This is a genomic window from Bacteroidota bacterium (genome assembly GCA_016720935.1).
GTDB lineage: Bacteria > Bacteroidota > Bacteroidia > AKYH767-A > 2013-40CM-41-45 > JADKJP01.
The window spans coordinates 1,376,591-1,401,643 of record JADKJP010000006.1; the positions used below are offsets into that span (position 1 = coordinate 1,376,591).

A 25,053-nucleotide genomic window follows, 5' to 3' on the forward strand; every position below is an offset into this window, starting at 1 on the left:
CTGTACCATTTTAAGGTACAAACCGGCTTTCAATCAAGTATAAGCATGAAAAAAATCTTCCTTGTTGTTTTGCTTTTTTGGGGAGCAAATTTGTCCGCCCAATCCGTTTCTAAGCTGACGGTCACGGATAATCTTGCTGCTTCAAGCAAATTTGGATATGGAAAACCCAAACCAGCTGCTCCCAAAGCAATTTTTACTATGCTCCCTGAAAAGGGAACGCAGGTTTTGTTTTATACAGATCTTGTTCCTTCCGATACTTTGCCTGATGAATTCATGTTAAAATTCACTGCTTTTAAAATGAATGGCGGTAAAGATGAATGGGTTGATGACCGCGAATTAAAAGTCAAAAAGATGGCAACGTATTCGCTGACCGCTATCAATTTTTTTAACGAAGGAAATTATAAGATTGTGGTTACAAGAGCGGATAATCCACAGAATATTCTCGCGTCAGGAACTTTCACCATCAATAAATAAGTAGGAGATTTCATTACTATGGATCAACAGCAAATCCAAAAAATTGTTGCTTCTGAACTGGAAGAAAGATACAGCTATGCTTTTCCGGAACAATTTCAGGATACGATTGAAGAGTACCTCGTAGAACCTTTTGAAGCGAATTTTCTGATAGAAAGCACAAGAGATTTTGAGAGTTATTGGGTTATTGCAGACCTCATTCCCGAAAGCCCCGGCGAAGGGCATCTATTGATATACAGTCCGGCAGAAGATCTGTTTGGTCTTGCATACAAAGGAAATCTGTCTGAAAACGGTGCCGGTATTTTCATCGGTCTATTCGGTTCTCTTGGACAGGCTCTTGAAAATGCCTGATTTTTTTGATGAATATCACCTGAACTAATTTTGTTAAGATTTGTTATCTTTCAAAGCATCGCAATCCGGATGCTTCTTTGCCTCGTATCTTTGTGAAAATTAAATCATGAAAATTTTATCGTTAAGTATTTTACTTGCCGGAATTCTGATTACTTCTCCCGGCTGTTCCCAATCATCTTCTAAAAAACAAACTCCTTCTGCAATGACCAACTCCGTTCCTGCTTCTCAAATTGATACCGCTACATTCGGTGGCGGATGTTTCTGGTGTACTGAAGCTCAATTTCAATTACTGGACGGAGTTCTGAGTGTTCAGTCCGGATTTTCAGGCGGATCCATTAAAAATCCAAGCTATAAAGAAGTGTGTACAGGACTTACCAGACATGCAGAAGTCATCCAGGTTACCTATGACACTACAAAACTCAGTTATGATGAATTGCTGGAGGCCTTCTGGACATCCCATGATCCTACGCAATTAAATCGCCAGGGAAACGATGTCGGAACTCAGTATCGATCTGTCATATTTTATCATTCAGAAACGCAACATCAGCTTGCTGAATCATACAAGAAGAAATTAAATGAGTCAGGAGCTTACGACAAACCGGTGGTCACTGAAATATCTCCCATGACTGTATTTTACAAAGCGGAAGATTATCATCAGAATTATTTTAATCAAAATGGAGATCAACCGTATTGTCAGTTTGTTGTTGCTCCGAAAGTTGAGAAATTTAAAAAAGTCTTTAAGGAAAGAATCCATCATGATTGATGGATTCATTTTTTATTGATTTCCAAAACAACAACAACCGCGTTTTCTCCTGCATTATTGCCGGTAAATTTGATGTTACCTGCTTCCTCTGAAAAATGTATCGCGCCGCTTTCATCACCCGATAATGCTTCATGCAGTTTGTCGGCGTAGGATGTTTGTCTGCTTTTGTTGATTTTGTCATTCAAAGCGCTATAGTCAATAGGTTTTTTGGTGACTACCACAGCCATGAAATCCTTGTTGCCGATACTATCCGGTAAGAGTGAATAATCTTTCGGGAAAAGTCTTGTACCTGTGATTCCACAATAGGGAGAATGTTTAGGTGTATATGGAAAGAGGATATAACTTGAACCATCGGTTTCCTGGCCGAATACATAGGTATAACACTCGGTGTTATTAGTTGCTTCGATTTTAAATTTGGTTCCTTTTGAAACCGGCTGATTTGTTCTGAATAAACCATTACCGGCATCACTCAATGGAATGTTTCTCTCAGTCTCATTTTCAACCAGACCAATACTCATTTCAAATTCATTGGGAGAGAATTGTTTTCCGCTTCCCATGGGATACAATCCATAAGCTTCTTTAGTAAAGTAATCGAAATCCTTGTATCGAACCCATCCGATACCATTTTCTCCCCATTCTGGTCCCCAGCTGTTCATGATTTGAAATGCTCCGCCTTCGAGATAATCATCATAGCCAATGACACACATGCAGTGTCCTCCGAAACCGGACATATCATAATCCTCACGACTTGGAATCCAGACTTTCTCCCCCATCATTCCCTGCATGAATGATCCTCCGATCATCATTCCTACTACAACCGGAGCTCCTTGCGCGAGATTTTGTTTGATGGCAAGCATGTCAACCTTGTAATCATCTCCGCTTTTGGTGAGACGTTGTGCTCCTTTGATACGAAATTGAGAGGCTTTTTGTATTTGCTGATCGTCGGGCTGACGTGAACAATCTTCATCGGTGTATTCGAATTCATTCAAGGGAAGAGCACCAACTTCTTTCATGTTCTCCATCGCTTTTTCAATGTAAGAACCCTGGCAACCCTGGAGGTGGATCTGATTGTAGGTAAAAGCAGGACTGAAAACCAGTCCTGATATTTGCTCAACATCTGAACCTGCCGTATCAGAACCATCTACTAATCTGGCTTTGGGAGAAGTTGCAACCTGCCGGGAATAAAGAATTGTTCTTGCGGCATAACCACTTCCCCAACCCACGCAGGAACCTTGTTGGCCCTGATTAAGTCTTTGCGGAGCATATTGTTCGAGTGATACTCTTTCCGGCAGTGGATTCTTTTTATTGTCTGCAAGAGGCTCATACACTTCAACAGCATCATACTTTTCAGGATCAAAACTCGCCCCTAAGGAAAATAGATTCGATAAATTTTTATTTCCGCCACCAGAGTTACAATTGCCTCCAAAGAAATACCAACCACCAGCTATTGCAAGTAGCAGTAGACCAAGTTTTGGATTTCGAAAAAGTAATGCAAGAATTATTGCAATGAAATTACCACCCGGACCACGTCCACCTCCCCTTCCACCGCCACCGGGAAAATTGTCTGGACTGGGTGGGCCGGTGTTGTCTTTTGAGATGCGTATTGGCATGGAGGCTTTTGGTGGTTAGTGGTTAGTGGTTAGTGCTTGGTGGTTAGAATACGGAATAATCTTTTTTAATGGGTTCAGGCATTTTCGCTTTCCCAGGTGTCGAAAAGAAGTTTGAGGTAGATATTTTCTACCGGTGAAATAACATCATCCGCTTTTACCAACTGAACTGCGAAATTTAAAAAATCAGTTCTTTCTTCAGGAGTTGAGTCGGAATAAAAATCGTCCATACATTTTTGGAAATGGAGAATATAATCTTCCTGTTTTAATAAGCTGAGATGTTCAATGGCTCCATCGAGGTTTACATGAAAAGGATAATTTTCTACAAGATATTTACGGATAACCAGATCTTCCTTCACACTGAATTCCTGGTCAACAAAAGAAAGTAATTGTAACATGTGGTATCCGGCTTCTGCTTTATTTAATTTTCTGTTCATCATGAGTTTCTTAGGTAGAGATGCTAATATAGTAAACTTCAAATTGAAATTGCATACCAAAATCAGGGAATAATTATTGAAAAGGGTTAGGGATAAGTTGATGAGGGTTCTTCAAATATTCGTAAATTCGCATGATCAGCGTTGGTAAATATAATACGCTGATAATCAGCAGATGTCAGATATTATTCGATTGTTACCGGATACAGTTGCCAATCAGATTGCGGCTGGAGAAGTCATTCAAAGACCCGCTTCCGCGGTGAAAGAGTTATTGGAGAATGCTGTAGATGCCGGTAGTACACGAATTGAGCTATACGTAAAAGACTCAGGCAAGACATTACTGCAAATAACCGATGACGGTTGCGGTATGAGCCCAACTGACGCGCGTCTGTCGTTCGCAAGACATGCCACCTCAAAAATCCGTTCAGCTGACGATTTGTTTTCCATTCGCACAAAAGGCTTTCGCGGAGAAGCATTGGCTTCGATTGCAGCGATTGCACAGGTCGAATTGAAAACACGGCGATATGAGGATGAAGTCGGAACTCAGGTAATCATTGAAGGCAATGAAGTAAAGAGCCAGGAGCCTGTGAGTTCTCCATCCGGAACAACAATTTCTGTGAAGAATTTATTTTACAATGTTCCCGCCAGGAGAAATTTTCTGAAATCGAACCCGGTTGAAGCACGACATATCATCGATGAATTTGAAAGAGTTGCATTGGCTCACCCGGATATATTCATGTCCCTGCATCAGAATGGACTTGAGATTTTCAAATTGCCTGTAGGAAATTTCCGGCAGCGCATTGTCGGTGTATATGGCAGTCATTACAACGAACGACTTGTACCGGTTCAGGAAGAAACAACTTTGCTATCAATTTCCGGTTTCATCGGAAAGCCTGAGTTTTCCAAAAAGACACGAGGCGAACAATTCTTTTTCGTGAACCGAAGATTCATCAAAGATCATTATTTGCATCATGCGGTTTCGAGCGCTTTTGAAGAGCTTTTGCCACGTGATAGCTATGCATCTTACTGGTTGTATATCGATATTGACCCTTCCAAAATTGATGTCAATATTCATCCGACTAAAACTGAAATTAAATTCGAAGACGAACGATCCGTTTACGCCATTGTACGAGCGGCCGTAAAACGATCATTAGGTCAGTACAGCGTATCTCCTGCCCTTGATTTTGAACAGGAGAATTCATTCACTGTTCCACATTCACAGCGACACCAGCCTGCACAGATGCCCGGTATTACTGTAAACACGGGCTACAATCCCTTCCAGTCGGATCGATCCAAATCCATTACAGGTTCAGGATGGGAAAAGTTGTATGAAGGCATTCATGCTGTTGCTCCACTGCCGGAAATTCTTCCACTGGAAAATCCGGAAACCGATACTCCATCGGAATTGCCTTTGACGGATCAAAATTCAAATGCTCAAAATCTCAGGTTTCAGCTGAATCAGGAATTCATCATTCACAGGATACCGGAAGGTTTATTGATCATTGATCAGCAGGCGGCACATGAACGAATTCTTTACGAACGTTTTCTGAATCGTAAAGAAGATGATAAAGGCGGATCACAACAGGATTTATTTCCTCAAACATTGAATTTCTCCAGCTCTGATTTTAACCTTCTGAAAGAACTGGAGCCGGATATCCGGGCTCTTGGTTTCGATATTCGTGAATTTGGAGGAAATAGCTTTGTATTGCATGGAACTCCGGGAGGAGTTGAAAAAGGCCGGGAAAAAGAGATCCTTGAACAGGTCCTTGAACAATATAAAAACTACCATTCCGTCTTTTCAACAGGGATCCGTGAAAGCCTTGCAAAGTCACTTGCCCGTAGTTTATCCATCAAAAAAGGCAAATTTCTGTCTGATGGAGAGATGCGGTCAATAACGGAAGACCTTTTGCTTTGTGAAAAACCATCTGCCGGGCTGGATGGAAAACCGTGCATGAGTTTGTTGAAAACCGATGACCTCAGGGATCGTTTTAAATAGAATCATTGCGGAAATTCAACCCTTGGAAGATTTGCCAGATCCAGGAGTGCTAACGAACAGGAAAGTTTCCTGAATATCCATTACGTATGAATTACGAACCCTTTCGTCCCCGTTCATCCAGTTTCCTGCCTGAGGTTGTCAAAAACATCCTCATCATCAACGGGATCATGTTTCTTGCTACCGTGCTCATGGAAAATCGTGGAGCGGATCTGGTAGACATACTGGGACTTCATTATTTTGAATCCGATAAATTCAGAGTCTATCAGTTGATCACTTACATGTTCATGCATGGTAGTTTCATGCATATTTTCTTCAACATGTTCGCCGTTTGGATGTTTGGCTCATCAATTGAAAATGTATGGGGACCGAGACGTTTCCTGACCTTTTATATACTTACTGGTCTGGGTGCAGCCGTTGCTCATTATGGTATTCTTTATTTTGAAATGCAACCGGCACTGGCCTTTTTCAATGATTTTATTGCCAATCCTACCCATGAGAAACTGGGTGCTTTGGTGAACTCGGAAGCCTTCCAGAGTTTTTCATCCCGGGACATGATTGAACATTACAATTCCTTTGTTCATGACTATACTGTGATGGCTGCACAGAATCAGGCTGAAGCTCTCAAAATGAGTGTTGATTACATGAGCCAGTTCAAAGCTGATATTCTGAATGCCCCTGTTGTAGTGGGCGCTTCGGGTTCAGTGTTCGGATTACTTCTCGCTTATGGTATGTTGTTCCCGAACAATCTTTTGTTTGTGATGTTTTTTCCTGTTCCGATCAAGGCAAAGTACTTTGTGATCATTTATGGCGCGATTGAGTTATTTAGTGGTGTTGCACAGATTCCAGGAGATAATGTGGCACACTTTGCACATTTGGGAGGATTGTTTACCGGATTGCTCATCATACTTTTTTGGAGACGTGGCCATCGTGGTCGTTTCTGAAAATGAAATTCATAAAATGCATAGAAAAGCACAAAGTAAACGATCGTAATGGCCAATTCATTTTCTGATAACCTGAGAAGACAAATCAGCACAGCAGACACTTTGCAAAGACTGCTAATCGCTAACGTACTTGTCTTTGTTGTGGTGCGACTGGTGAACAGTCTGACTTCACTGTACATGGTTCCTCTTTTGGATTTTGAATCAGTGAGCAATTGGCTGGCAGTACCGGCTGCTCCAATGAAATTGCTTTTGAAACCATGGACATTGATCACATACATGTTTTACCACTGGGATTTTATGCATATCCTGTTCAACATGCTTTGGTTATTCTGGATGGGTAAAATATTTCAGGAATATCTCGGAAATAAAAAGTTGTTCAATACATATATTTTGGGTGGGATCAGTGGCGCTCTGTTGTATGTTCTTGCTTACAATGTTTTTCCTTTGTTCGCGGGTTCTGTTCATTCAGCGTATGCATTAGGAGCATCTGCCAGTGTTTTGGCCATTACAGTTGCAACTGCGACTCTGCTTCCCGATTACTCGATACATTTGCTCTTTTTTGGCCCTGTGAAATTAAAATGGATTGCCATGGTGACCATCCTGCTCGATCTTATTAATGTGAGCGGAAGCAATGCCGGAGGCCATATCGCGCACTTAGGCGGAGCCCTCTTTGGATTTGTATATATCCGTCAGCTCAAAAGTGGAACCGATCTTTCCGCATGGCTCACAAAATTGATAGCATTCTTCACTCCCGGTAAAAAGTCAAGAATGAAAGTGAGTCATTCGAGAAGAAGAAACGATGAAGAATTTGCTGCGACAAAGAAAAGCAAACAAGCCAGGCTTGATCAGATTCTGGACAAGATCAGTAAATCAGGCTATGGAAGTTTAACTACTGAAGAAAAAGATTTTCTATTCAATGCCAGTAAAGACAAGTAGTTTGATTGAACTCTAAGTTTATTAATATTCTTTAACAGGGAGTGTAGACCTTACGGCAATTCATGAAGCAGAATTTTTTGAATAAACTTTTTTGGATTTTAAATATTCTCGCGCTGATTGGTCTGGGCTTATCTTATCTGGCCTCTTATGTCAGTCCCGTGAAAGTCTGGTGGCTTGCTTTATTCGGATTGGCTTATGGAACTTTACTTGTCATTAATCTGCTGTTTGTTGTATTTTGGTTAATAAGGAAAAGCAAACGTTACAGATATTCCCTAATCCTTTCTGTTTTAGGGATTGGAAAAATTTTCGGAATGTTCCAGATTTCCTTCACACATCAGCTGGATGATACCGCTCAAAGAGAAAAAGGAAGATTGAAAGTAATGAGTTTTAACGTCCGGCTTTTTGATCTGTACAATTGGTTTCACAGTACGGATACGCGTGAACGCATTTTCGAGTTCCTCGACAGAGAAAAACCGGATGTACTTTGCTTTCAGGAATTTTTCTCTTCAGAACGTGGCGCTCCATTCTACAGGAATGATGACACACTCCGGAAGTTGCTCTCAATGTACAGTCATATTGAATACACACTCACTTTACACGAAGGAGATCATTGGGGCATTGCAACTTTCAGCAAATATCCTATCCTGAACAAACAAGCTGTCCATTTTCAAAAGAGAGGCGGGAATATTTTTATCTATACAGATATTAAAGCCGGAGAAGATACCATCCGGGTGTTCAATACTCATCTGGAAAGCGTCCGTTTCAGATGGGAGGATTACAAGTTTATTCAAAACCTGGGAAACGATGAAGTCCAGCAGGATGAAGTCAAAGGTGGTCTAAACATCCTGCGACGTTTAAAAAGAGCCTTTGTAAAGAGATCCATGCAGGTACAGGTATTGCACGATACGATGGATGCCAGTCCTTACCCAATCATTTTGTGTGGCGATTTTAATGATTCTCCTCCTTCCTATACGTATCACATATTGGCTGATGATCTGAAAGATGCTTTTCGTGAAAGCGGCAGTGGATTTGGAAAGACCTATTCCGGGCCATTCCCTTCTTTCCGTATTGATTATATCTTTCACGACAAACGGATCAACTCTTATGGTTACAAGACAATGCGTGAGGAGTTGTCTGATCACTACCCTGTCAGTTGTTGGGTAGAACTACCATAGTTAATTGGACTTTTCGAATACGTCCAATTCCTTCAATTTTATAACGCATTTGTGAATTTTCGATTGAGCGAATGGATGTATTCAATTTTCATCCTGAAGTAAATACTTTAACTGATAGCATATAATGCTTATAAATAAGCATTTAGATTATTATACTTAAAATTCAATTCGCTTAGGTTTTTGACCTTCAATGGCAATGAATTAATCCAGGGGAAATTCAAATGATCAGAGCGGCAAAGTAAATCGATTTCAAATTTTCGTAAAATTCTAAGATTTCATTTTCAAAGTTGGATGGCAATATTGCAGGATGATAGTGCATTTTACTACCTTTGGCCCCCCAATGAACCGTCCCTCCACTGTATCCTTTTATACACTTGGCTGCAAATTGAATTTTGCAGAAACTTCCACTATTGGTCGTCAACTCAAGGAAGCCGGTTACTCTAAAGTCGATTTTGAAAACGGAGCTGATGTGGTTGTAATCAATACTTGTTCTGTGACGGAGAATGCGGATAAGGAATGCAGAAGCATTGTCAGAAAGGCTTTGCAATTGAATCCGGGGTCATTTATTACCGTGATTGGATGTTATGCGCAGCTGAAGCCAGAGGATATCTCCGTTATACCTGGAGTTGATCTTGTCTTGGGTGCAACAGAAAAATTCAAAATACAGGATTACCTTCATAATTTCAGCAAAAAAGATCAGGCAGAAGTTCATTCCTGTGAAATTACTGACGCCAGTTTTTTTGTGAGTTCTTACAGTATAGGTGATCGTACAAGAGCATTTTTAAAGGTTCAGGACGGTTGTGATTATACCTGTTCTTACTGCACCATCCCTCTTGCCAGAGGAGCGAGTCGTAGCGATTCGGTTCAAAATATCGTAGACAATGCTATAAAAATTGCTGCCCGTGGAGTCAAAGAAATTGTTTTGACCGGTGTTAACATCGGGGATTTCGGTACAGATCATACTGGACTTGTTAATAGCAAGGAAAATTTTCTTGATCTGATTAAAGCATTGGATCAGATAGACGGAATAGAGCGATTCAGGATTTCATCTATTGAACCAAATTTGCTCAAGGATGATATTATTCAGTTTGTTTCTTCTTCACAAAAATTTGTACCTCATTTTCATATCCCTCTTCAATCAGGGTCAAATAAAATTCTTGCGTCCATGCGCAGAAGATACAAGAGAGAACTATACGTGGAAAGAGTTTCACGAATCCGTGAACTGATGCCGGATGCCTGTATAGGAGTGGATGTTATCGTTGGTTTTCCGGGAGAATCAGAGGAGGATTTTCTGGACACTTACAATTTTTTGAATGAACTTGACATCTCCTACCTGCATGTGTTCACTTATTCTGAACGGGATAATACAGACGCTCTACTGATTCATCCTGTTGTGCCGATACAAGTACGTAAACAAAGGAATAAAATGCTGAGGATACTTTCTGAAAAGAAACAAAGAGCATTTTATGAGAAATACAGAGGATGTGAGTTGCCGGTACTTTTTGAAGGTCTATCTGACGATGGATATCTTCATGGTTTTACTGACAATTACATCAAGGTTCGTGTAAAAATGGATTCCTCCATCAGCAACCAGATCATTCCATGCATTTTAGAAACTCTGGACGATGAGCAAAGGATTTTTTCGGCAATGGTTCACTCTTTAAACTGATCGGTATTTGTTATTTCTTTTACGGTTTTTAGTGTAAAAATGTGAAAAGAGTCTGCGCAACCAATAAATAAAGGCTTTTCCGGGCAGTCAGTTGTTCGAATCAGGTATTTTTCTTATTTTGCTTAGCCTACAAAGTTTTACTCATTATTCGTTTTTATTATCCATCACCATCACTTTATGAAGCATTCAAAACTCAATTACTTTCCTGAAATCATTATGTTCAAAAATTGGTCAAATTTGCTTAGTCTGAAAATTTTCTGTTTCATTCAGATCTTCAGCCTGGTTATTTCTTTTTCATCCATTGCAGCAGATCAATGTATGCTACTCCCGATCACTGTTCAAAAAAGAACTCAGGAAGCGTCCCTGATAGTTGAAGCGGAAGTGTTGAGTTCTCAATCCTTTTGGACAAAGAACCACGATATGATTTATACGATTCATCATTTGAAAATCTATAAATTATTCAAAGGAAATCCCTCATTAACGGAATTTGATATCCTTACTGAAGGAGGAACTGTTGGCCTTGATAAAGTTGAAATCACCTCGAGCCTGTCTTTATTTCCTGGTCAACAGGGAGTATTTTTCTGTAATGTTTCAAAGCTGGATAAAAAATTAAAACCAACCGGAGGAAACACGCTTTACGATGCTTATGGAAGTGAACAAGGCTTTATCGAGTACAATGTTGTGGAAAACCTTGCCTCCACTCCTTTTTATCACTACACTTCCATCACAGGACAATTGTATAGTGAATTGACAGGATATACCGGTGCTCAGTTTGTTCAAATTGCACCGAATACACTGCTTAATCAAAGCATCCAAAAATTGCAGGCACCGAAAAGTGGAGGCAATTCCACACTTGCGATTCCTACGATTACTTCTTTCACTCCAACTTCAATTACTGCAGGAACAAGATCCTTGTTAACCATTAACGGCACAAATTTCGGTGCAACACGAGGAACAGGATTTGTTGAATTTAAAAACGCGAATGATGGTGGTACAACCTATGTCAAAGCAAAAGATATTGATTACAGAACCTGGACAAGTACACAAATTACCGTTTGGGTTCCGAGTAGTTCACTCACTAATGGGCCTTCTGCCGGAACAGGCACAATTAGGGTGACAAACAGTGATCCAAACAGTGTGACCAGTGCCGCTACACTTACTGTAACCTATTCGCATATCAATGTTGAATACAACAACACAGGATTTTATACGGAACATATCAATGACAATACTACCGGTGGTTATACTTTTCAATTTGAGTCGGCAAGATTTGCCTCGAATGCTCCGGCAGTAGCAGCATTCACCAGAGCGATGAATACATGGACCTGCAACACAAACATGAATTGGATCATTGGCGCTAATACCGCAGTGGATACCGTTTTAGCGGATGGAATCAATATTGTTCGATTTGATATTGGTCCTTCCCTACCAGCCGGTGTTCTTGGTCGCGCAACAAGTCGTTTGAGTGGTTGTGTTGGCGGAGTTGATACAGTGTGGACTGTTACGGAAATAGATGTTATTTATGATGATGGAGCTGCGGGACTGGCATGGCAATTTGGCCCATCTAATGCGACGATCAGTCAGGTAGATTTTGAATCCGTGACAGTACATGAATTGGGACATGCTCATCAGTTGCAACACATTATTCTTTCAGGTGCAGTGATGCATTATTCCATTGCGAATGGACAAACTACTCGTACACTCAGTGCTGCCAATGATATTGCCGGAGGAAACTATGTCCTCACAAAAAGTGTCGCTGCTCACGGAGCATGTAAACTGATTGCAAATGCACTGACCACTTTAAGCCTTGCTTCAAGTATAAGTATTGGTGCCACAGGTACTAATGTCTGCTCTAATGCCAGTGTCACATTTACCGCTACATCCGTTGTTCCTGCCGGAACTCCGACATATCAATGGAAAAAAAATGGTGTAAATGTGGGCACCAACAGTACAACTTATACCAATGCATCCTGGGTCAATGGTGACGTCGTCACCTGTGTTATGACCGTGAGTGGTGGTTGTAACGAGGTTAAGACCTCCAATGCCATCACAATGACCGTGAGTAGTCCTGTGGCTGCCAGTGTAACTATTAGTGCAAGTCCTTCCGTGACAATTTGCTCCGGAACTTCGGTAACATTCACTGCTGTTCCAACAAATGGTGGCACCCCTACATATCAATGGAAAAAGAATGGTGTGAATGTAGGTACTAACAGTACCACGTATACGGATGCTGCTCTTGCAAATGGAAATACTATTACATGTGTAATGACCAGCAGCCTGGGTTGTGTCACGGGAAGCCCTGCGACTTCAAATACCCTTACAATGACTGTCAATGCAAGCGTTGCCGCTGGTGTCTCGATAAGTGCAAGCCCTTCCGGTACCATCTGTGCAGGAACGAGCGTAACGTTTACAGCAGTACCGACCAATGGTGGTGCAAGTCCCTCCTATCAATGGAAAAAGAATGGAGTGAATGTGGGTACCAACAGTACGACATACACAGATGCAGGATTAGTAAGTGGAAATACAATTTCCTGTGTGATGACAAGCAATGCGACTTGTGTGACCGGAAGTCCTGCTACCTCCAATACAATAACCATGACGGTCAATGCAAATGTCACAGCCAGCGTCGTGATTTCCGCGAGCCCGTCTACTTCCATTTGCTCAGGAACGAATGTGACTTTCACCGCAGTTCCAACCAATGGCGGTACAACTCCCTCCTATCAATGGAAAAAAAATGGAGTAAATGTGGGGACAAATAGTACAACTTATTCGGATGCAGGTCTTGCCAATGGGAATACAATCACTTGTGTAATGACCAGCAATGCTACTTGCGTAACAGGTAGTCCTGCTACATCCAATACCATCACAATGACTGTGACTCCAAGTGTCACTGCCAGTGTTTCCATTTCCGCGAGTCCATCTTCCACCATTTGCGCAGGTACAAGTGTGACATTTACTGCTGTTCCGACGAACGGCGGTACAACTCCATCTTATCAGTGGAAAAAGAACGGTGTGAATGTCGGCACCAACAGTACAACATATACAGACGCAGGATTAGTGAATGGAAATACCATAACCTGTATCTTGACCAGCAATGCTACCTGCGTTAACGGTAGTCCGGCTACTTCCAATACTGTTACCATGACGGTAAATGCGAACGTTGCTGCCAGTGTCGCGATTTCTGCAAGTCCTTCGGGTACCATTTGCGCAGGTACAAGTGTAACTTTCACAGCTGTTCCAACAAATGGAGGGACAACTCCTTCTTATCAATGGAAAAAGAATGGAGTGAATGTGGGAACCAACAGTACGACTTACACCGATGCTGCATTGGCAACCGGCAATACAATTTCTTGTGTCATGACCAGCAATGCGACTTGCGCAACAGGAAATCCAGCTACTTCAAATACAATCACGATGACAGTGAATGCCAGTGTTGCTGCCAGTGTATCCATATCCGCGAGCCCTTCAACAACGATTTGTTCAGGGACCAGTGTGACCTTTACTGCAACGCCTGCGAATGGAGGTCCAACACCATCTTATCAATGGAAAAAGAATGGGGTTAATGTTGGTACCAACAGTACTACTTATACTGATGCTGCCTTGGCGAATGGAAATACCATTACCTGTGACATGACCAGCAATGCAAATTGCGTTACTGGAAGTCCGGCTACATCAAACACGATCACGATGACAGTTAATGCAAATGTTACTGCCAGTGTTACAATATCCGCGAGCCCTTCTATAACAATTTGTGCAGGAACAAGTGTGACCTTCACAGCTACACCGACGAATGGAGGTCTTTCACCTTCTTATCAGTGGAAAAAGAATGGGGCGAATGTTGGTACTAACAGCCCAACTTACACCGATGGAGCTTTGACAAATGGAAATACGATCAATTGTCTTATGACCAGCAATGCAACTTGTGTTACCGGAAGTCCGGCTACTTCGAATACTATTACCATGACGGTAAATGGAAACGTTGCTGCCAGTGTCGCGATTTCTGCAAGTCCTTCGAGTACCATTTGCGCAGGTACAAGTGTAACTTTCACAGCTGTTCCAACAAATGGAGGGACAACTCCTTCTTATCAATGGAAAAAGAATGGAACGAATGTTGGCACCAACAGTTCAACCTATAGCGATGCAGCCTTGGCAAACGGGAATGTAATTACTTGTGTCATGACCAGCAATGCAACCTGCGCAACTGGAAATCCCGCAACTTCAAATGCAATCACCATGACGGTGAATCCGAATCTGCCGGCGAGTGTTTCTATTTCCGCAAGTCCATCACTAACCATCTGTTCGGGTACAAACGTCACATTTACTGCTGCACCAACAAACGGAGGAACAACTCCGGTTTATCAATGGAAAAAGAATGGTTCTAATGTCGGTACCAACAGTGCATCGTATGCTGACGCAACTTTGACGAATGGCAATACGATAACCTGCGTCATGACCAGTAATGCAACATGTGCAACCGGTAATCCCGCTACTTCGAACACGTTGACTATGGTAGTTAATCCTGCTCCAACAGTAACAAGTTTCAGTCCTTCAAATGGAAGTGCAGGGACATCAGTAGTCATAACCGGTACAAATTTCAGCGCTGCCACAACAGTACTTTTTAATGCAACGAGTGCTTCTTTTGTGATCAATTCTGCAACACAAATAACGGCAACGGTTCCTGCAGGTGCGGCTTCCGGTACCATCAAAGTATCCAACACTTGCGGAACCGGAACAAGTGCTTCCTCCTTCCTGGTCAATGTTACCTTTACACTTACTGTATTTATTGAAGGTTATTATAATGCGGGTAGTATGCCGGCTGTTGTGAATCCGATTGGAGCTCCAACTGTTTGCGATACCGTGACAGTTGTGTTGGCGAATTTTGCGAATCCAACCATCATTGATGCGACAGTAAAAGGAGTTATAGGGACAAATGGAACAGGAACATTTATTTTTCCGTCTACTATGGCAAATGTACCTCATTGGGTTGGTGTTCGTCAACGGAATACACTTGAAACATGGAGTTCAAATATTGTAAACTTCCCTGGTACTTCTGTAAGTTACAATTTTACAACTGCTATTTCACAGGCATTGGGAAGTAACCAGGTTTCAAATGGTGATGGAACTTTCTCTATCCGAAGCGGCGATACAAATCAAAATGGAAGTATTGAATCAACAGATTTTACGAATATTCAAAGTGATTCCCAGATTTTTTTAACAGGATATGTCGCAACAGATCTTACCGGTGACAGATTGGTTGAATCAGCTGATTATAGTCTGATCGAAAACAATTCATTTTTGTTATTATTTGCCATCACTCCATAAACAAGTAATATTCACAGGATTGCATTTACAAACGGCTTCACATTATGTGAAGCCGTTTCGTTTATATCTCTATCAGGAACTTTCAGGTTTGCAAATCTATTCGCACTTTTACAGCTGCAAATTAATCCTTGTCATCCACCATGTACGCAGGCCTTTCTGATTTGATTAATGACTTTTTCGGGACACATTTTACTGTTTCATTCCCCCCTACGTTTGGAACACTTGTGGCTATTTCCTTTTTGCTTGCAGCATGGACATTAAAACTGGAATTGAAGCGAAAAGAATCTCTGGGTTTGATTTCTCCTTCAAAGCAGCTGATCGAAGTTGGAAAACCTGCCAGTGCTTTGGATCTATTTGGCAATGCTCTTTTTGGATTTATACTTGGATTCAAACTGGTCTTCATCTTTATGGAGAGCCCTCAATTTTTCAACGACCCTCCCGGAACACTTCTCAGTACAAAAGGAAATTGGTTTGGTGGTCTCGCCGGTGCTGCATTATTCGCCTACCTCAAGTACAGAGAAAAAGATAAAAGCAAATTAAAAGAACCAAAACATCAGGAGATTACTGTTTCTCCTTATATGCTAGTGCCGGAACTGACGATGGCCGCGGCATTTGGAGGATTAATCGGTGCGAAAATATTTCACATCTTCGAATACTGGAGTGATTTCGTCGCTGATCCCGCAGGTATGTTTTTTAGTGGCAGCGGGCTGACAATGTATGGTGGTTTGATCGTTGGTGCGATCGCGACGATCTGGTATGGCAGAAGCAAAGGAATTCCTGCTTTGGTATTGTGTGATGCAGCAGCACCCGGACTCATGCTCGCCTATGGAACAGGACGAATCGGTTGTCAGCTTGCCGGTGATGGAGACTGGGGAATCATCAACATGGCACCCAAACCGGGTTGGATGAGTTTTCTTCCGGACTGGTTCTGGAGTTTCAAATATCCGCACAACGTAATCAGTGAAGGAATTCAGATTCCGGGTTGTGAAGGCAAACATTGTTTTGAACTCATGCACGGAGTCTACCCAACTCCACTCTACGAGAGTATTGCTTGTATCTTCCTTTTCTTTGTGATCTGGTCCATGCGCAAGAAACTAAATGTTCCCGGACTAGTTTTTTCAGTTTATCTTTTATTCAACGGAATCGAGAGATTCCTGATCGAAAGTATCCGTGTGAATTCCAAATATCATGTAGCTGGAATTGACTTCACACAGGCACAATTGATCTCTTTACTCCTCGTCGTAACCGGTATAACCGGAATTCTTTTGTTGAGGAAAAAGAATAAATCCAAGCCTGCATTATAAATCTACAATCAACAATCTAAAATCTAAAATCAACAATCTCCAATTCCAATGAGCCAACTCCAGGAACTCTGCGAAAATGTTACACAGCTTACCCAGGAAGTCGGTGATTTTATTCGTGGAGAGAGAAAGAATTTCAAGCAGAGCGCCGTAGAGAAAAAAGGACACAACGACTTGGTTTCTTATGTCGACAAAACCGCTGAACGAATGCTGGTGGATGGTTTGTCAGAACTTTTACCGGGATCAGGATTTATCACGGAAGAGAAAACCAGCAGTGTTAAAGGAGAAGTTTACAACTGGATCATTGATCCGCTTGATGGCACGACAAATTTTATTCATGGTCTCCCCTGTTTTTGTATCAGCATCGGTTTGTTAAAAGGAGAAAAACTTGTACTCGGTGTAGTACATGAATTGAACCTTGACGAATGTTTTTATGCCTGGGAAAATGGCGGCGCCTATATGAATGGGGACAGCATTCATGTGTCAAAAGAAACCAGGTTGAGCGAAGCTCTCATCGCGACCGGATTTCCTTATCACAATTATGACCGTATGGGGCCATACATGGAAGTGTTTGACTATTGCATGCGGAATACTCACGGACTACGCCGACTGGGTTCAGCGGCAGCTGATCTGGCTTATGTCGCGTGTGGCCGCTTCGAATCTTTTTACGAATACGGACTCAATGCCTGGGATGTTGCCGGCGGTATTGTGTTGATTCAGGAAGCAGGTGGTAAGGTTACCGATTTTTCTGGAGGGAATTCCTTCCTTTTTGGCAAAGAAATTCTTTCCTCGAATTCAGCTGTTCACGAGGAGTTTTTGGAGGTGATTAAAGAGAAATTCGCGAAATAAAATTTCTCGGAATCCTGAATTATTCTTTGATAAACCTGAGCGTTTCGGTTTTGTCTCCAAGAATCAGTTTCAAGAGATGGATTCCATTCGGCTATGTTAATTCGTGCACGCACTTGTGCAAACCAGGTTTCTGGTTGTTCAATTCCGATTTGAGTTAGGAGAATTACGAGTTATTCACTCTTACTTTTTTTGCTTGTCCAAAAAAGTAAGAAAAAAAAGGACCCCACGAGCACAGAGCTTGCATCGTGCTCCGATCTTGAGGACAATGGCTTTTTAATGGTCGATGCAAGCTCCGCGCTGCTCGTGGACACCCTCGCACGCCGGCGCACGAGTTTGTTTTCTGAAAATTCTCTTAAAAAAAGTGTATTTAATTTTCTGTTCCCTCCTCACCCGATTTCGCATGGTTCGCACTTCTCGTGAACGAATTCGCACATTTGCATATAACGTGTACGTTATACTTTATACTTTATACCTTATACATTTTGACTAATAACTTTGAAAAAAGATCATTTCTCCGAAACGCCGTAGATCAATTCGGCTGAAAAGCGTTGGTCGAGGACTCCGAGTTTTTCGGCACTGGCTTTGGAGACTTTGATGATGAGTCCTTCGTTGTCGCCGGAATCAGGGAGTTTGCCGACAACTTTTACGAAAATAGAACGACTGTTCATCCGGTTGGTGATTTTTATAATCGTTCCGGTTGGCGCGCTGCGGTGAAGGGCGTAATATTTATTCGGATTGATTTCTTCGTCTTCGATCCAGGATGCTACACCCTGCTCTGTCACTTCTTTTCTGCCGGAAGAAAAGGCATACTTCTTGTCCTCCTTGCGGGGATCCATCTTTGGTTTTTCCGGAGCAACAGTTTTTACAATAACTGTCTCCACTTTTTTTGGCTCGATAACCTGAGGTGCTGTGCCGATTTCTGTTTTATCAGGAGTTTCATGTTTTACAGGCTCGGGTGATTTCTTTTCCGGCTGTTCAGCGGTCTCGACATTTTGATCAGGCTCTTTTATACCAACAGTAAGCGCTTGTCCTAATTTGATGGAATTATCTTTCAGCTGATTCCATGCTTTTAATTGATCAACGGTGACCTTGTATTTTTTGGAAATACTGAAAAGGGTTTCCGATTTTTCAACTTTGTGTATTACCCGGGAATTTTTTGTGTTGGAAGAAATTGTCTGATTTGCTTTATCCTGAAAATTTTTCTGGAATCTTGGATCCGTCGGTTTTGCTTTGGCCGGAATCAGCAGAACCTGTCCTTTGAGCAATTTATCATCGCGATCCTTGTTAGCGATACGGAGTTCCGAATAAGAGATACCATATTTTTTTGCAATCGAATACCAGCCATCTCCCTCACCAACCTGGTAGCGGATAAATTTTGCTCCCTTGATGGTTTCTACTCCAATCGAATCAACAGGACTGAAAGCGTGGCTGAATATCGGGAGGCAAATCCCTGCAATAAATAATAGTATCTTCTTCCGTAACATAGTCGGCTCCATTCAGCAAAAATAGTGCAAACCCAGTCCGGTCGCCCTCTGGCAGGCTTAGTGAATGAACAAGGTTTTCAACATTTAAAGGGCAATTGCGGTCTTGTTCCGGATCAGTACGAGACCTGTATAGGTCGCAAGTCCGTTGAGGATCAGCAGCTCAAAACCGAACTTGTAGCCGTTGAACCAAACCTCGCTATAAGCATTCAGCACATAACAAAATACAGGGGAAATCAGACAAATCAGCGGTACCAGCTTGTCTTTTACCTGGGCTTTTGAAAACAAACCGAAGGCATACAAACCCAGCAACGGTCCGTAGGTATAACCTGCTACCGTGAAGAGCTCCTTGATGACCGCTTCGTTGTTGATCATCCTGAAAATTACGATCACAACAAGCAGTAAAACAGCGAAACTGATGTGAACCATGTACCGTGTTTGTTTCTGTTTCTCTTCAGTCCAACCCCGCTTTTTTATTCCCAGAAAGTCGATGCAAAATGAGGCCGTCAGAGCCGTAAGCGCTCCATCAGCACTAGGATATGCGGCAGAAATGAGTCCGATGATAAAGAAAACTGCTGAAAAGGTTCCCAGACTGTTTAATGCGATCGTAGGGAACAAATCATCACTGCTTCGGGTTGGCAGAGGAATACCTTTCGAGGAAGAATACATGTACAACAATGCGCCCAATGCCAGAAACATCATGTTTACAAAAAGCAAAATCGCGCTGAAAGTGAACATGTTTTTTTGGGAATCTTTCAGGGTTTTCACACTGATATTTTTCTGCATCATTTCCTGATCGAGTCCGGTCATGGCAATAGCGATGAACATTCCTCCAAAAAACTGCTTCAGGAAAAAGCTTCCCGGACGCCAGTCGGTATTGATGACTTTTGTGTATTCACCATTGACCAGTCTGTCCATCAGATCCCCGAAACCCATGTTCATTTGCCTTGCAATCAGGATGACAGATAAAACCATGGAGAGCAACATGAAAGTCGTCTGGAGCATGTCGGTCCACACAATCGTTTTTACTCCTCCTTTAAAGGTGTAAAGCAGAATCAAGGCAATGAAGGTTGCCACAGTGATCCAGAACGGAATTCCCCAATTATCAAATACAAAGGTTTGCAGGACGTTTACAACCACAAAGAGACGGAATGAGGCTCCGATGGTTCTGGACAAGATGAAATAGAATGCACCCGTTTTATAGCTCCAGAAACCGAACCTTGTTTCGAGATAGGAATAGATTGAAGTAAGGTTTAAACGATAGTATAAAGGAAGCAGAATTAATGCGATCACGGTATACCCTACCAGATAACCAAAGACCACCATGAGGTAGGTATATTGTGTGGTACCAACCCAGCCGGGGACCGACATAAAAGTAACCCCGGACAAAGATGCTCCGATCATTCCATAAGCCACTACAAACCATTTTGAGGACTTATTTCCGATGAAAAAGGACTCATTATCAGCATGCCGGCTGGTGCGCCAGACGACATAAAAAAGCAGCGCGGAATAGGCAACTACGCATGTTAAAATCAGGTTGGGTGACATTCCGTTTTTGGTTGTGTATCCAAGCCGAAGTAACTAATTTCGCATGCAGCATGGGAATCCACTCATGCCGACTTATCAACACAGAACTTGAGTACTTTTTCATCACGGATATTGGAGGAAACGGTTGCGGAATTTTCGCGACTGCCCGGAATCGGCAAACGTTCAGCCCTTCGTTTGGTTCTTCACCTGCTTAAAACCAGCGCTGATGAACCGGAAAGGCTTGGCAATGCTTTGATCAGGCTTCGCAAAGAAATCCGCTATTGCGCGATTTGTCACAACATCACCGAAAGCGAGACTTGCGCGATTTGTTCCAATCCAAAGCGCGATGAAAATGTGATCTGCGTTGTGGAAGATATTCGTGATGTGATCGCGATTGAGAACACCAACCAGTTCAGTGGCAAATACCATGTACTCGGCGGAATCATCTCACCGATGGATGGAATTGGTCCGGGCGATCTTGCTATTGATTCTCTGATCAGCCGGTTGCGGGAACATCCTGTCAAAGAACTCATCATGGCCATGAGCGCCACCATGGAAGGTGACACTACCGCGTTTTTTATATTCAAGAAAATAGCTTCCTTGCAGCTTCAGGATATCCGGTTTTCTACCATCGCCCGCGGAGTTTCTATCGGTGATGAATTGGAATATGCCGATGAGGTTACATTGGGACGCTCCATATTGAACCGGGTTCCTTATGAAAATTCTATTTCGCGATGAGCACAGGAGACGGTTATCACTTGATTTGTATTTGTTCATCATTCACTAACTTCCACCCTATTTTCTGATCTGCTTGTGAAGCTATCCGTCGTCATTGTCAATTATAATGTCAAGTATTTCCTTGAACAATGTCTTCACTCGGTGATGAAAGCCGCTGCAGGCATTGAGACGGAAGTTTGGGTAGTCGACAATAATTCTGTTGATGGTTCGGTGGAAATGGTGAAGGAAAAATTTCCTTCCGTGAAGGTGGTCGCGAATACCGATAACAAAGGTTTTTCCAAAGCAAATAACCAGGCGATTCGTCTTTCTACCGCTGAATATGTTTTGCTGCTCAATCCCGATACCGTTGTGGAAGAAGATACTTTCCGCAAGATGCTCGGATTTATGGATACACATCAGGACGCAGGTGGACTTGGTGTAAAAATGATTGATGGTACCGGTCGCTTTTTGCCGGAATCAAAAAGAGGTTTGCCTACTCCGCTTGTCGCTTTTTATAAAATCTTTGGTTTGTCGGCGCTGTTTCCGAAATCAAAAACGTTTGGAAAATATCATCTCGGTTATTTGCAGGAGAATGATATCAACGCTGTTGATGTTTTGGCCGGAGCTTTTATGCTGATCCGGAAAACAGTTCTTGATAAGATCGGTTTGCTCGACGAAGATTTCTTTATGTATGGAGAGGACATCGATCTCAGTTACAGAATTACAAAAGCCGGGTATAAAAATTATTATTTCCCGGATACAAGGATCATTCATTACAAAGGAGAAAGCACCAAAAAAAGCAGTGTGAATTATGTCTTCGTGTTTTACAACGCGATGATCATTTTCGCGAAAAAACATTTTAGCAAATCGAATGCTTCCCTGTTTACGTTCTTTATTCGTCTCGCGATTTACCTGAGAGCAGGCGCTGCCATTCTGATTCGTTTTATCAAAAGACTTTTTCTCCCTATCCTTGATTTCATTCTGTTATTTACAGGAATGTTTTTCCTCAAAGAATATTGGGGACACAACATGCTGGTGAACTATCCTGTTGAGTTCATGAGTATCGCCGTGCCTTCCTATGCTTTCCTGTGGATTGTTTCTGTTTTCTTCAGTGGCGGTTATGATATTCCCATTCGTTTATCAAAAGTGATTCGCGGGATTTTTACAGGCACATTACTCATTCTTGTTATCTATGCGCTCCTGCCGGAGGAATATCGTTTTTCCCGTGCATTGATTCTTCTCGGTTCGGTATGGGCTAGTATCTCAATGACAGCAATACGTTTGTTGCTAAACGCGATTTCTTCGAAAAATGTGGTGATGGAAAACAACACCCGCAAGAGGTTGCTCATTGTTGGTGAAGAAGAAGAAGGTATTCGTGTGCTTTCATTGCTCAAACTTTCGGACACTTCACATAATTTTATCGGGTTTGTAAAACCGGGAGGGAATGGTTCATCCGGACAATCTACCGGTACTAAACAACATACCGAATACCACAACTATTACCTGGGCGAAGATTCCAAACTGGCCGAGATCATAGAAGTTTATTCTATCGAAGAAGTTATCTTCTGTGGAAAAGATGTTGCTTCCAACCAGATTATCAATTGCATGTCAACCGAACAGGTACGTGATGTGGAATACAAAATAGCGCCTCCGGAAAGTATGTTCATTATCGGTTCGAGTTCGGTGGATAATCCCGGTGAACTTTATGTCATCGACATCAACAGCATCAGTAAAACTATCAACAAAAGAAACAAACGATTCATGGATATCGTGCTTTGCTTCTTTTTGCTGATTGGCTCTCCACTTTTCATTTTGTTTCAACGTCATCCGGCCGGATTTTTCCGGAATATTTTTGCTGTATTGACCGGCAAAAAATCATGGGTCGGCTATTTTGCAATGGAAGGAAGTCAGAATACACTGCCCCGAATCCGTCCGGGAGTTCTCAACCCGATCGACGGTTTACAACAACATTCTCTTGACGGTCCGACCATTTCCCGCTTAAACACCTTGTATGCAAAAGATTACAGAGCTTACGCGGATCTCCGGATTGTGTGGAAAGGGTGGAGAAATTTGGGAAGATCTCAGGTTCCGAATGCTCATTAATTTATAAATTTGTACATGCAGAAGGGGTTTCTCTTCTGATCCATTAATAAACACCTCTGAAATAATAATACATGGTCCAGCTGATCATGCCCAAGATGGGCGAAAGTGTCGCAGAAGCAACTATTCTCAAATGGTTAAAAAAGGAAGGTGACCGGATTGAAGCCGATGAACCTGTTCTTGAAATCGCGACGGATAAAGTAGATTCTGAAGTTCCTTCTCCTGCTGCAGGGATCTTGTCGAAACGTTTGTTTGAAGAAGGTCAGGTTGTAAAAGTTGGAGAAATAATCGCGATGATCAGCGCGGAAGGTGAAACTGCCGCGACACAGGCTCCGGCAAGTCCTGCGCCGGTTGCAAGCTCTGCTCCTGCTCCTGCTCCCGTTCCTGTTGCTTCCAATGGAAAACCTGCTGCAACTCCTGCAACACATGCTTCCGAACCTCTGGCTAAATCTTCTTCCTCAGGTCGCTTCTATTCTCCACTCGTTCGCAATATTGCCAAACAGGAAGGTGTTTCCATGGCTGAACTGGAAACAATCTCCGGTTCCGGAATGAACAACCGTGTAACGAAAACAGACATCCTGCATCATCTTGAACAACGCGGACAAGGTGGTTCTGTGGTGGCTGCTCCTTCTAAACCTGCCTCTGCTCCTGCTCCGATTGCAACGCCTGCTGCAAGTACAGCTCCGGCCGTTTCTGTTGGCGGAAGTTTTGAAATCATCGAAATGGATCGCATGCGTAAATTGATCGCGGATCACATGGTGATGTCAAAACAAACATCTCCTCACGTGACTTCTTATGTTGAAGCGGATGTAACCAATATCGTGAAATGGAGAGATCGTGTGAAATCAGAATTTGAAAAACGCGAGAAAGAAAAAATCACCTACACTCCTATTTTTATCGAAGCTGTTTGCAAAGCCATCAAGGATTTTCCCATGGTGAATATTTCACTGGACGGAACAAGAATTATTAAAAAGAACTTTATCAATATCGGTATGGCTGCCGCATTACCGAGCGGGAACCTTATTGTACCGGTGATTAAAAATGCTGACCATCTCAACCTTGTGGGGTTGACCAAAGCCGTAAATGACCTTGCGAACCGTGCGCGCGGGAACAAACTGAAACCTGATGAAATCCAGGATGGAACTTTCACCATCACCAATGTCGGTACTTTCGGCAATGTCATGGGAACGCCAATCATCAACCAGCCTCAGGTAGCTATTCTGGCTGTCGGCGCGATTCGTAAAAAGCCGGCTGTAATCGAAACACCGGAAGGCGATACGATCGGAATTCGTCACATGATGTTCTTGTCACTCTCTTATGACCACAGAGTTGTTGACGGATCACTTGGCGGCAGCTTCCTTCGCCGCATAGCGGATTATCTTGAAAAATTTGACATTAGTCGCGGTTTCTGAT

Annotated in this window: 18 protein-coding genes; 14 read left to right on the top strand and 4 right to left on the bottom strand. The window is 42.4% G+C overall.

Features of this window, described 5'->3' with window-relative positions; translation table 11 throughout:
* Positions 1–45: 45 nt before the first annotated feature.
* From IPP86_13850 to msrA, 3 genes are all read left to right on the top strand, one after another.
* Positions 46–474, top strand: coding sequence for a hypothetical protein (locus IPP86_13850; protein ID MBL0139593.1), 429 nt, complete (start codon positions 46–48; stop codon positions 472–474).
* Positions 475–492: 18 nt separating this feature from the next.
* A complete protein-coding gene (locus tag IPP86_13855; protein MBL0139594.1) occupies positions 493–822 on the top strand; it encodes a hypothetical protein in 330 nt (109 codons plus the stop codon).
* Positions 823–928: 106 nt separating this feature from the next.
* Positions 929–1,585: a peptide-methionine (S)-S-oxide reductase MsrA gene (msrA, locus tag IPP86_13860; protein ID MBL0139595.1), complete on the top strand. Its 657-nt coding sequence runs from the start codon at positions 929–931 to the stop codon at positions 1,583–1,585.
* 5 nt (positions 1,586–1,590) lie between these two features.
* Here msrA and IPP86_13865 read toward each other — a convergent pair whose 3' ends face one another.
* A complete protein-coding gene (locus IPP86_13865; GenBank protein ID MBL0139596.1) occupies positions 1,591–3,195 on the bottom strand; it encodes a peptidase C1 in 1,605 nt (534 codons plus the stop codon).
* Positions 3,196–3,269: 74 nt separating this feature from the next.
* Complete coding sequence (locus tag IPP86_13870) at positions 3,270–3,632, bottom strand: TerB family tellurite resistance protein (GenBank protein ID MBL0139597.1); 363 nt, start codon at positions 3,630–3,632, stop codon at positions 3,270–3,272.
* Positions 3,633–3,801: 169 nt separating this feature from the next.
* On the opposite strand from IPP86_13870, the gene mutL reads away from it, so the two are divergent.
* The 8 genes from mutL (at position 3,802) to IPP86_13910 (ending at position 17,815) form a co-directional block, all read left to right on the top strand.
* Positions 3,802–5,622 carry a DNA mismatch repair endonuclease MutL gene (gene mutL / locus IPP86_13875; GenBank protein ID MBL0139598.1) on the top strand — a complete coding sequence of 607 codons (1,821 nt, stop codon included), beginning with the start codon at positions 3,802–3,804 and terminating at the stop codon, positions 5,620–5,622.
* Between the two features lie 188 nt (positions 5,623–5,810).
* Positions 5,811–6,563, top strand: a complete 753-nt coding sequence (locus IPP86_13880; protein ID MBL0139599.1) for a rhomboid family intramembrane serine protease — start codon at positions 5,811–5,813, stop codon at positions 6,561–6,563.
* A gap of 48 nt (positions 6,564–6,611) precedes the next feature.
* Positions 6,612–7,499 carry a rhomboid family intramembrane serine protease gene (locus tag IPP86_13885; protein MBL0139600.1) on the top strand — a complete coding sequence of 296 codons (888 nt, stop codon included), beginning with the start codon at positions 6,612–6,614 and terminating at the stop codon, positions 7,497–7,499.
* A 62-nt stretch (positions 7,500–7,561) separates the two neighbouring features.
* Positions 7,562–8,674, top strand: a complete 1,113-nt coding sequence (locus IPP86_13890) for an endonuclease/exonuclease/phosphatase family protein (GenBank protein MBL0139601.1) — start codon at positions 7,562–7,564, stop codon at positions 8,672–8,674.
* Between the two features lie 340 nt (positions 8,675–9,014).
* Complete coding sequence (mtaB, locus tag IPP86_13895) at positions 9,015–10,343, top strand: tRNA (N(6)-L-threonylcarbamoyladenosine(37)-C(2))-methylthiotransferase MtaB (GenBank protein ID MBL0139602.1); 1,329 nt, start codon at positions 9,015–9,017, stop codon at positions 10,341–10,343.
* A 216-nt stretch (positions 10,344–10,559) separates the two neighbouring features.
* Positions 10,560–15,665, top strand: a complete 5,106-nt coding sequence (locus IPP86_13900) for an IPT/TIG domain-containing protein (GenBank protein MBL0139603.1) — start codon at positions 10,560–10,562, stop codon at positions 15,663–15,665.
* Positions 15,666–15,805: 140 nt separating this feature from the next.
* Positions 15,806–16,969: a prolipoprotein diacylglyceryl transferase gene (locus IPP86_13905; protein ID MBL0139604.1), complete on the top strand. Its 1,164-nt coding sequence runs from the start codon at positions 15,806–15,808 to the stop codon at positions 16,967–16,969.
* A gap of 48 nt (positions 16,970–17,017) precedes the next feature.
* Positions 17,018–17,815, top strand: coding sequence for an inositol monophosphatase (locus tag IPP86_13910; protein ID MBL0139605.1), 798 nt, complete (start codon positions 17,018–17,020; stop codon positions 17,813–17,815).
* A gap of 506 nt (positions 17,816–18,321) precedes the next feature.
* Here IPP86_13910 and IPP86_13915 read toward each other — a convergent pair.
* Together IPP86_13915 and IPP86_13920 are read right to left on the bottom strand one after the other, a co-directional pair.
* Positions 18,322–19,299, bottom strand: coding sequence for a LysM peptidoglycan-binding domain-containing protein (locus IPP86_13915; protein ID MBL0139606.1), 978 nt, complete (start codon positions 19,297–19,299; stop codon positions 18,322–18,324).
* Between the two features lie 84 nt (positions 19,300–19,383).
* Positions 19,384–20,844, bottom strand: a complete 1,461-nt coding sequence (locus IPP86_13920) for a sodium:solute symporter (GenBank protein ID MBL0139607.1) — start codon at positions 20,842–20,844, stop codon at positions 19,384–19,386.
* Between the two features lie 87 nt (positions 20,845–20,931).
* Here IPP86_13920 and recR point away from each other — a divergent pair, with 87 nt between their 5' ends.
* From recR to IPP86_13935, 3 genes are all read left to right on the top strand, one after another.
* Positions 20,932–21,561 carry a recombination protein RecR gene (gene recR, locus IPP86_13925; GenBank protein MBL0139608.1) on the top strand — a complete coding sequence of 210 codons (630 nt, stop codon included), beginning with the start codon at positions 20,932–20,934 and terminating at the stop codon, positions 21,559–21,561.
* A 75-nt stretch (positions 21,562–21,636) separates the two neighbouring features.
* Positions 21,637–23,643, top strand: coding sequence for a glycosyltransferase (locus tag IPP86_13930; GenBank protein ID MBL0139609.1), 2,007 nt, complete (start codon positions 21,637–21,639; stop codon positions 23,641–23,643).
* A 71-nt stretch (positions 23,644–23,714) separates the two neighbouring features.
* The gene (locus IPP86_13935; protein ID MBL0139610.1) at positions 23,715–25,052 is read left to right on the top strand and encodes a 2-oxo acid dehydrogenase subunit E2; all 1,338 of its coding nucleotides are present in this window, start codon (positions 23,715–23,717) and stop codon (positions 25,050–25,052) included.
* Position 25,053 lies beyond the last annotated feature (1 nt).

Bases quoted from the DNA above. Each gene is read 5' to 3' on its own strand.
- IPP86_13850 (MBL0139593.1), top strand. From the start codon at position 46: ATGAAAAAAATCTTCCTTGTTGTTTTGCTTTTTTGGGGAGCAAATTTG.
- IPP86_13855 (MBL0139594.1), top strand. From the start codon at position 493: ATGGATCAACAGCAAATCCAAAAAATTGTTGCTTCTGAACTGGAAGAA.
- msrA (MBL0139595.1), top strand. From the start codon at position 929: ATGAAAATTTTATCGTTAAGTATTTTACTTGCCGGAATTCTGATTACT.
- IPP86_13865 (MBL0139596.1), bottom strand. From the start codon at position 3,195: ATGCCAATACGCATCTCAAAAGACAACACCGGCCCACCCAGTCCAGAC.
- IPP86_13870 (MBL0139597.1), bottom strand. From the start codon at position 3,632: ATGATGAACAGAAAATTAAATAAAGCAGAAGCCGGATACCACATGTTA.
- mutL (MBL0139598.1), top strand. From the start codon at position 3,802: ATGTCAGATATTATTCGATTGTTACCGGATACAGTTGCCAATCAGATT.
- IPP86_13880 (MBL0139599.1), top strand. From the start codon at position 5,811: ATGGAAAATCGTGGAGCGGATCTGGTAGACATACTGGGACTTCATTAT.
- IPP86_13885 (MBL0139600.1), top strand. From the start codon at position 6,612: ATGGCCAATTCATTTTCTGATAACCTGAGAAGACAAATCAGCACAGCA.
- IPP86_13890 (MBL0139601.1), top strand. From the start codon at position 7,562: ATGAAGCAGAATTTTTTGAATAAACTTTTTTGGATTTTAAATATTCTC.
- mtaB (MBL0139602.1), top strand. From the start codon at position 9,015: ATGAACCGTCCCTCCACTGTATCCTTTTATACACTTGGCTGCAAATTG.
- IPP86_13900 (MBL0139603.1), top strand. From the start codon at position 10,560: ATGTTCAAAAATTGGTCAAATTTGCTTAGTCTGAAAATTTTCTGTTTC.
- IPP86_13905 (MBL0139604.1), top strand. From the start codon at position 15,806: ATGTACGCAGGCCTTTCTGATTTGATTAATGACTTTTTCGGGACACAT.
- IPP86_13910 (MBL0139605.1), top strand. From the start codon at position 17,018: ATGAGCCAACTCCAGGAACTCTGCGAAAATGTTACACAGCTTACCCAG.
- IPP86_13915 (MBL0139606.1), bottom strand. From the start codon at position 19,299: ATGTTACGGAAGAAGATACTATTATTTATTGCAGGGATTTGCCTCCCG.
- IPP86_13920 (MBL0139607.1), bottom strand. From the start codon at position 20,844: ATGTCACCCAACCTGATTTTAACATGCGTAGTTGCCTATTCCGCGCTG.
- IPP86_13935 (MBL0139610.1), top strand. From the start codon at position 23,715: ATGGTCCAGCTGATCATGCCCAAGATGGGCGAAAGTGTCGCAGAAGCA.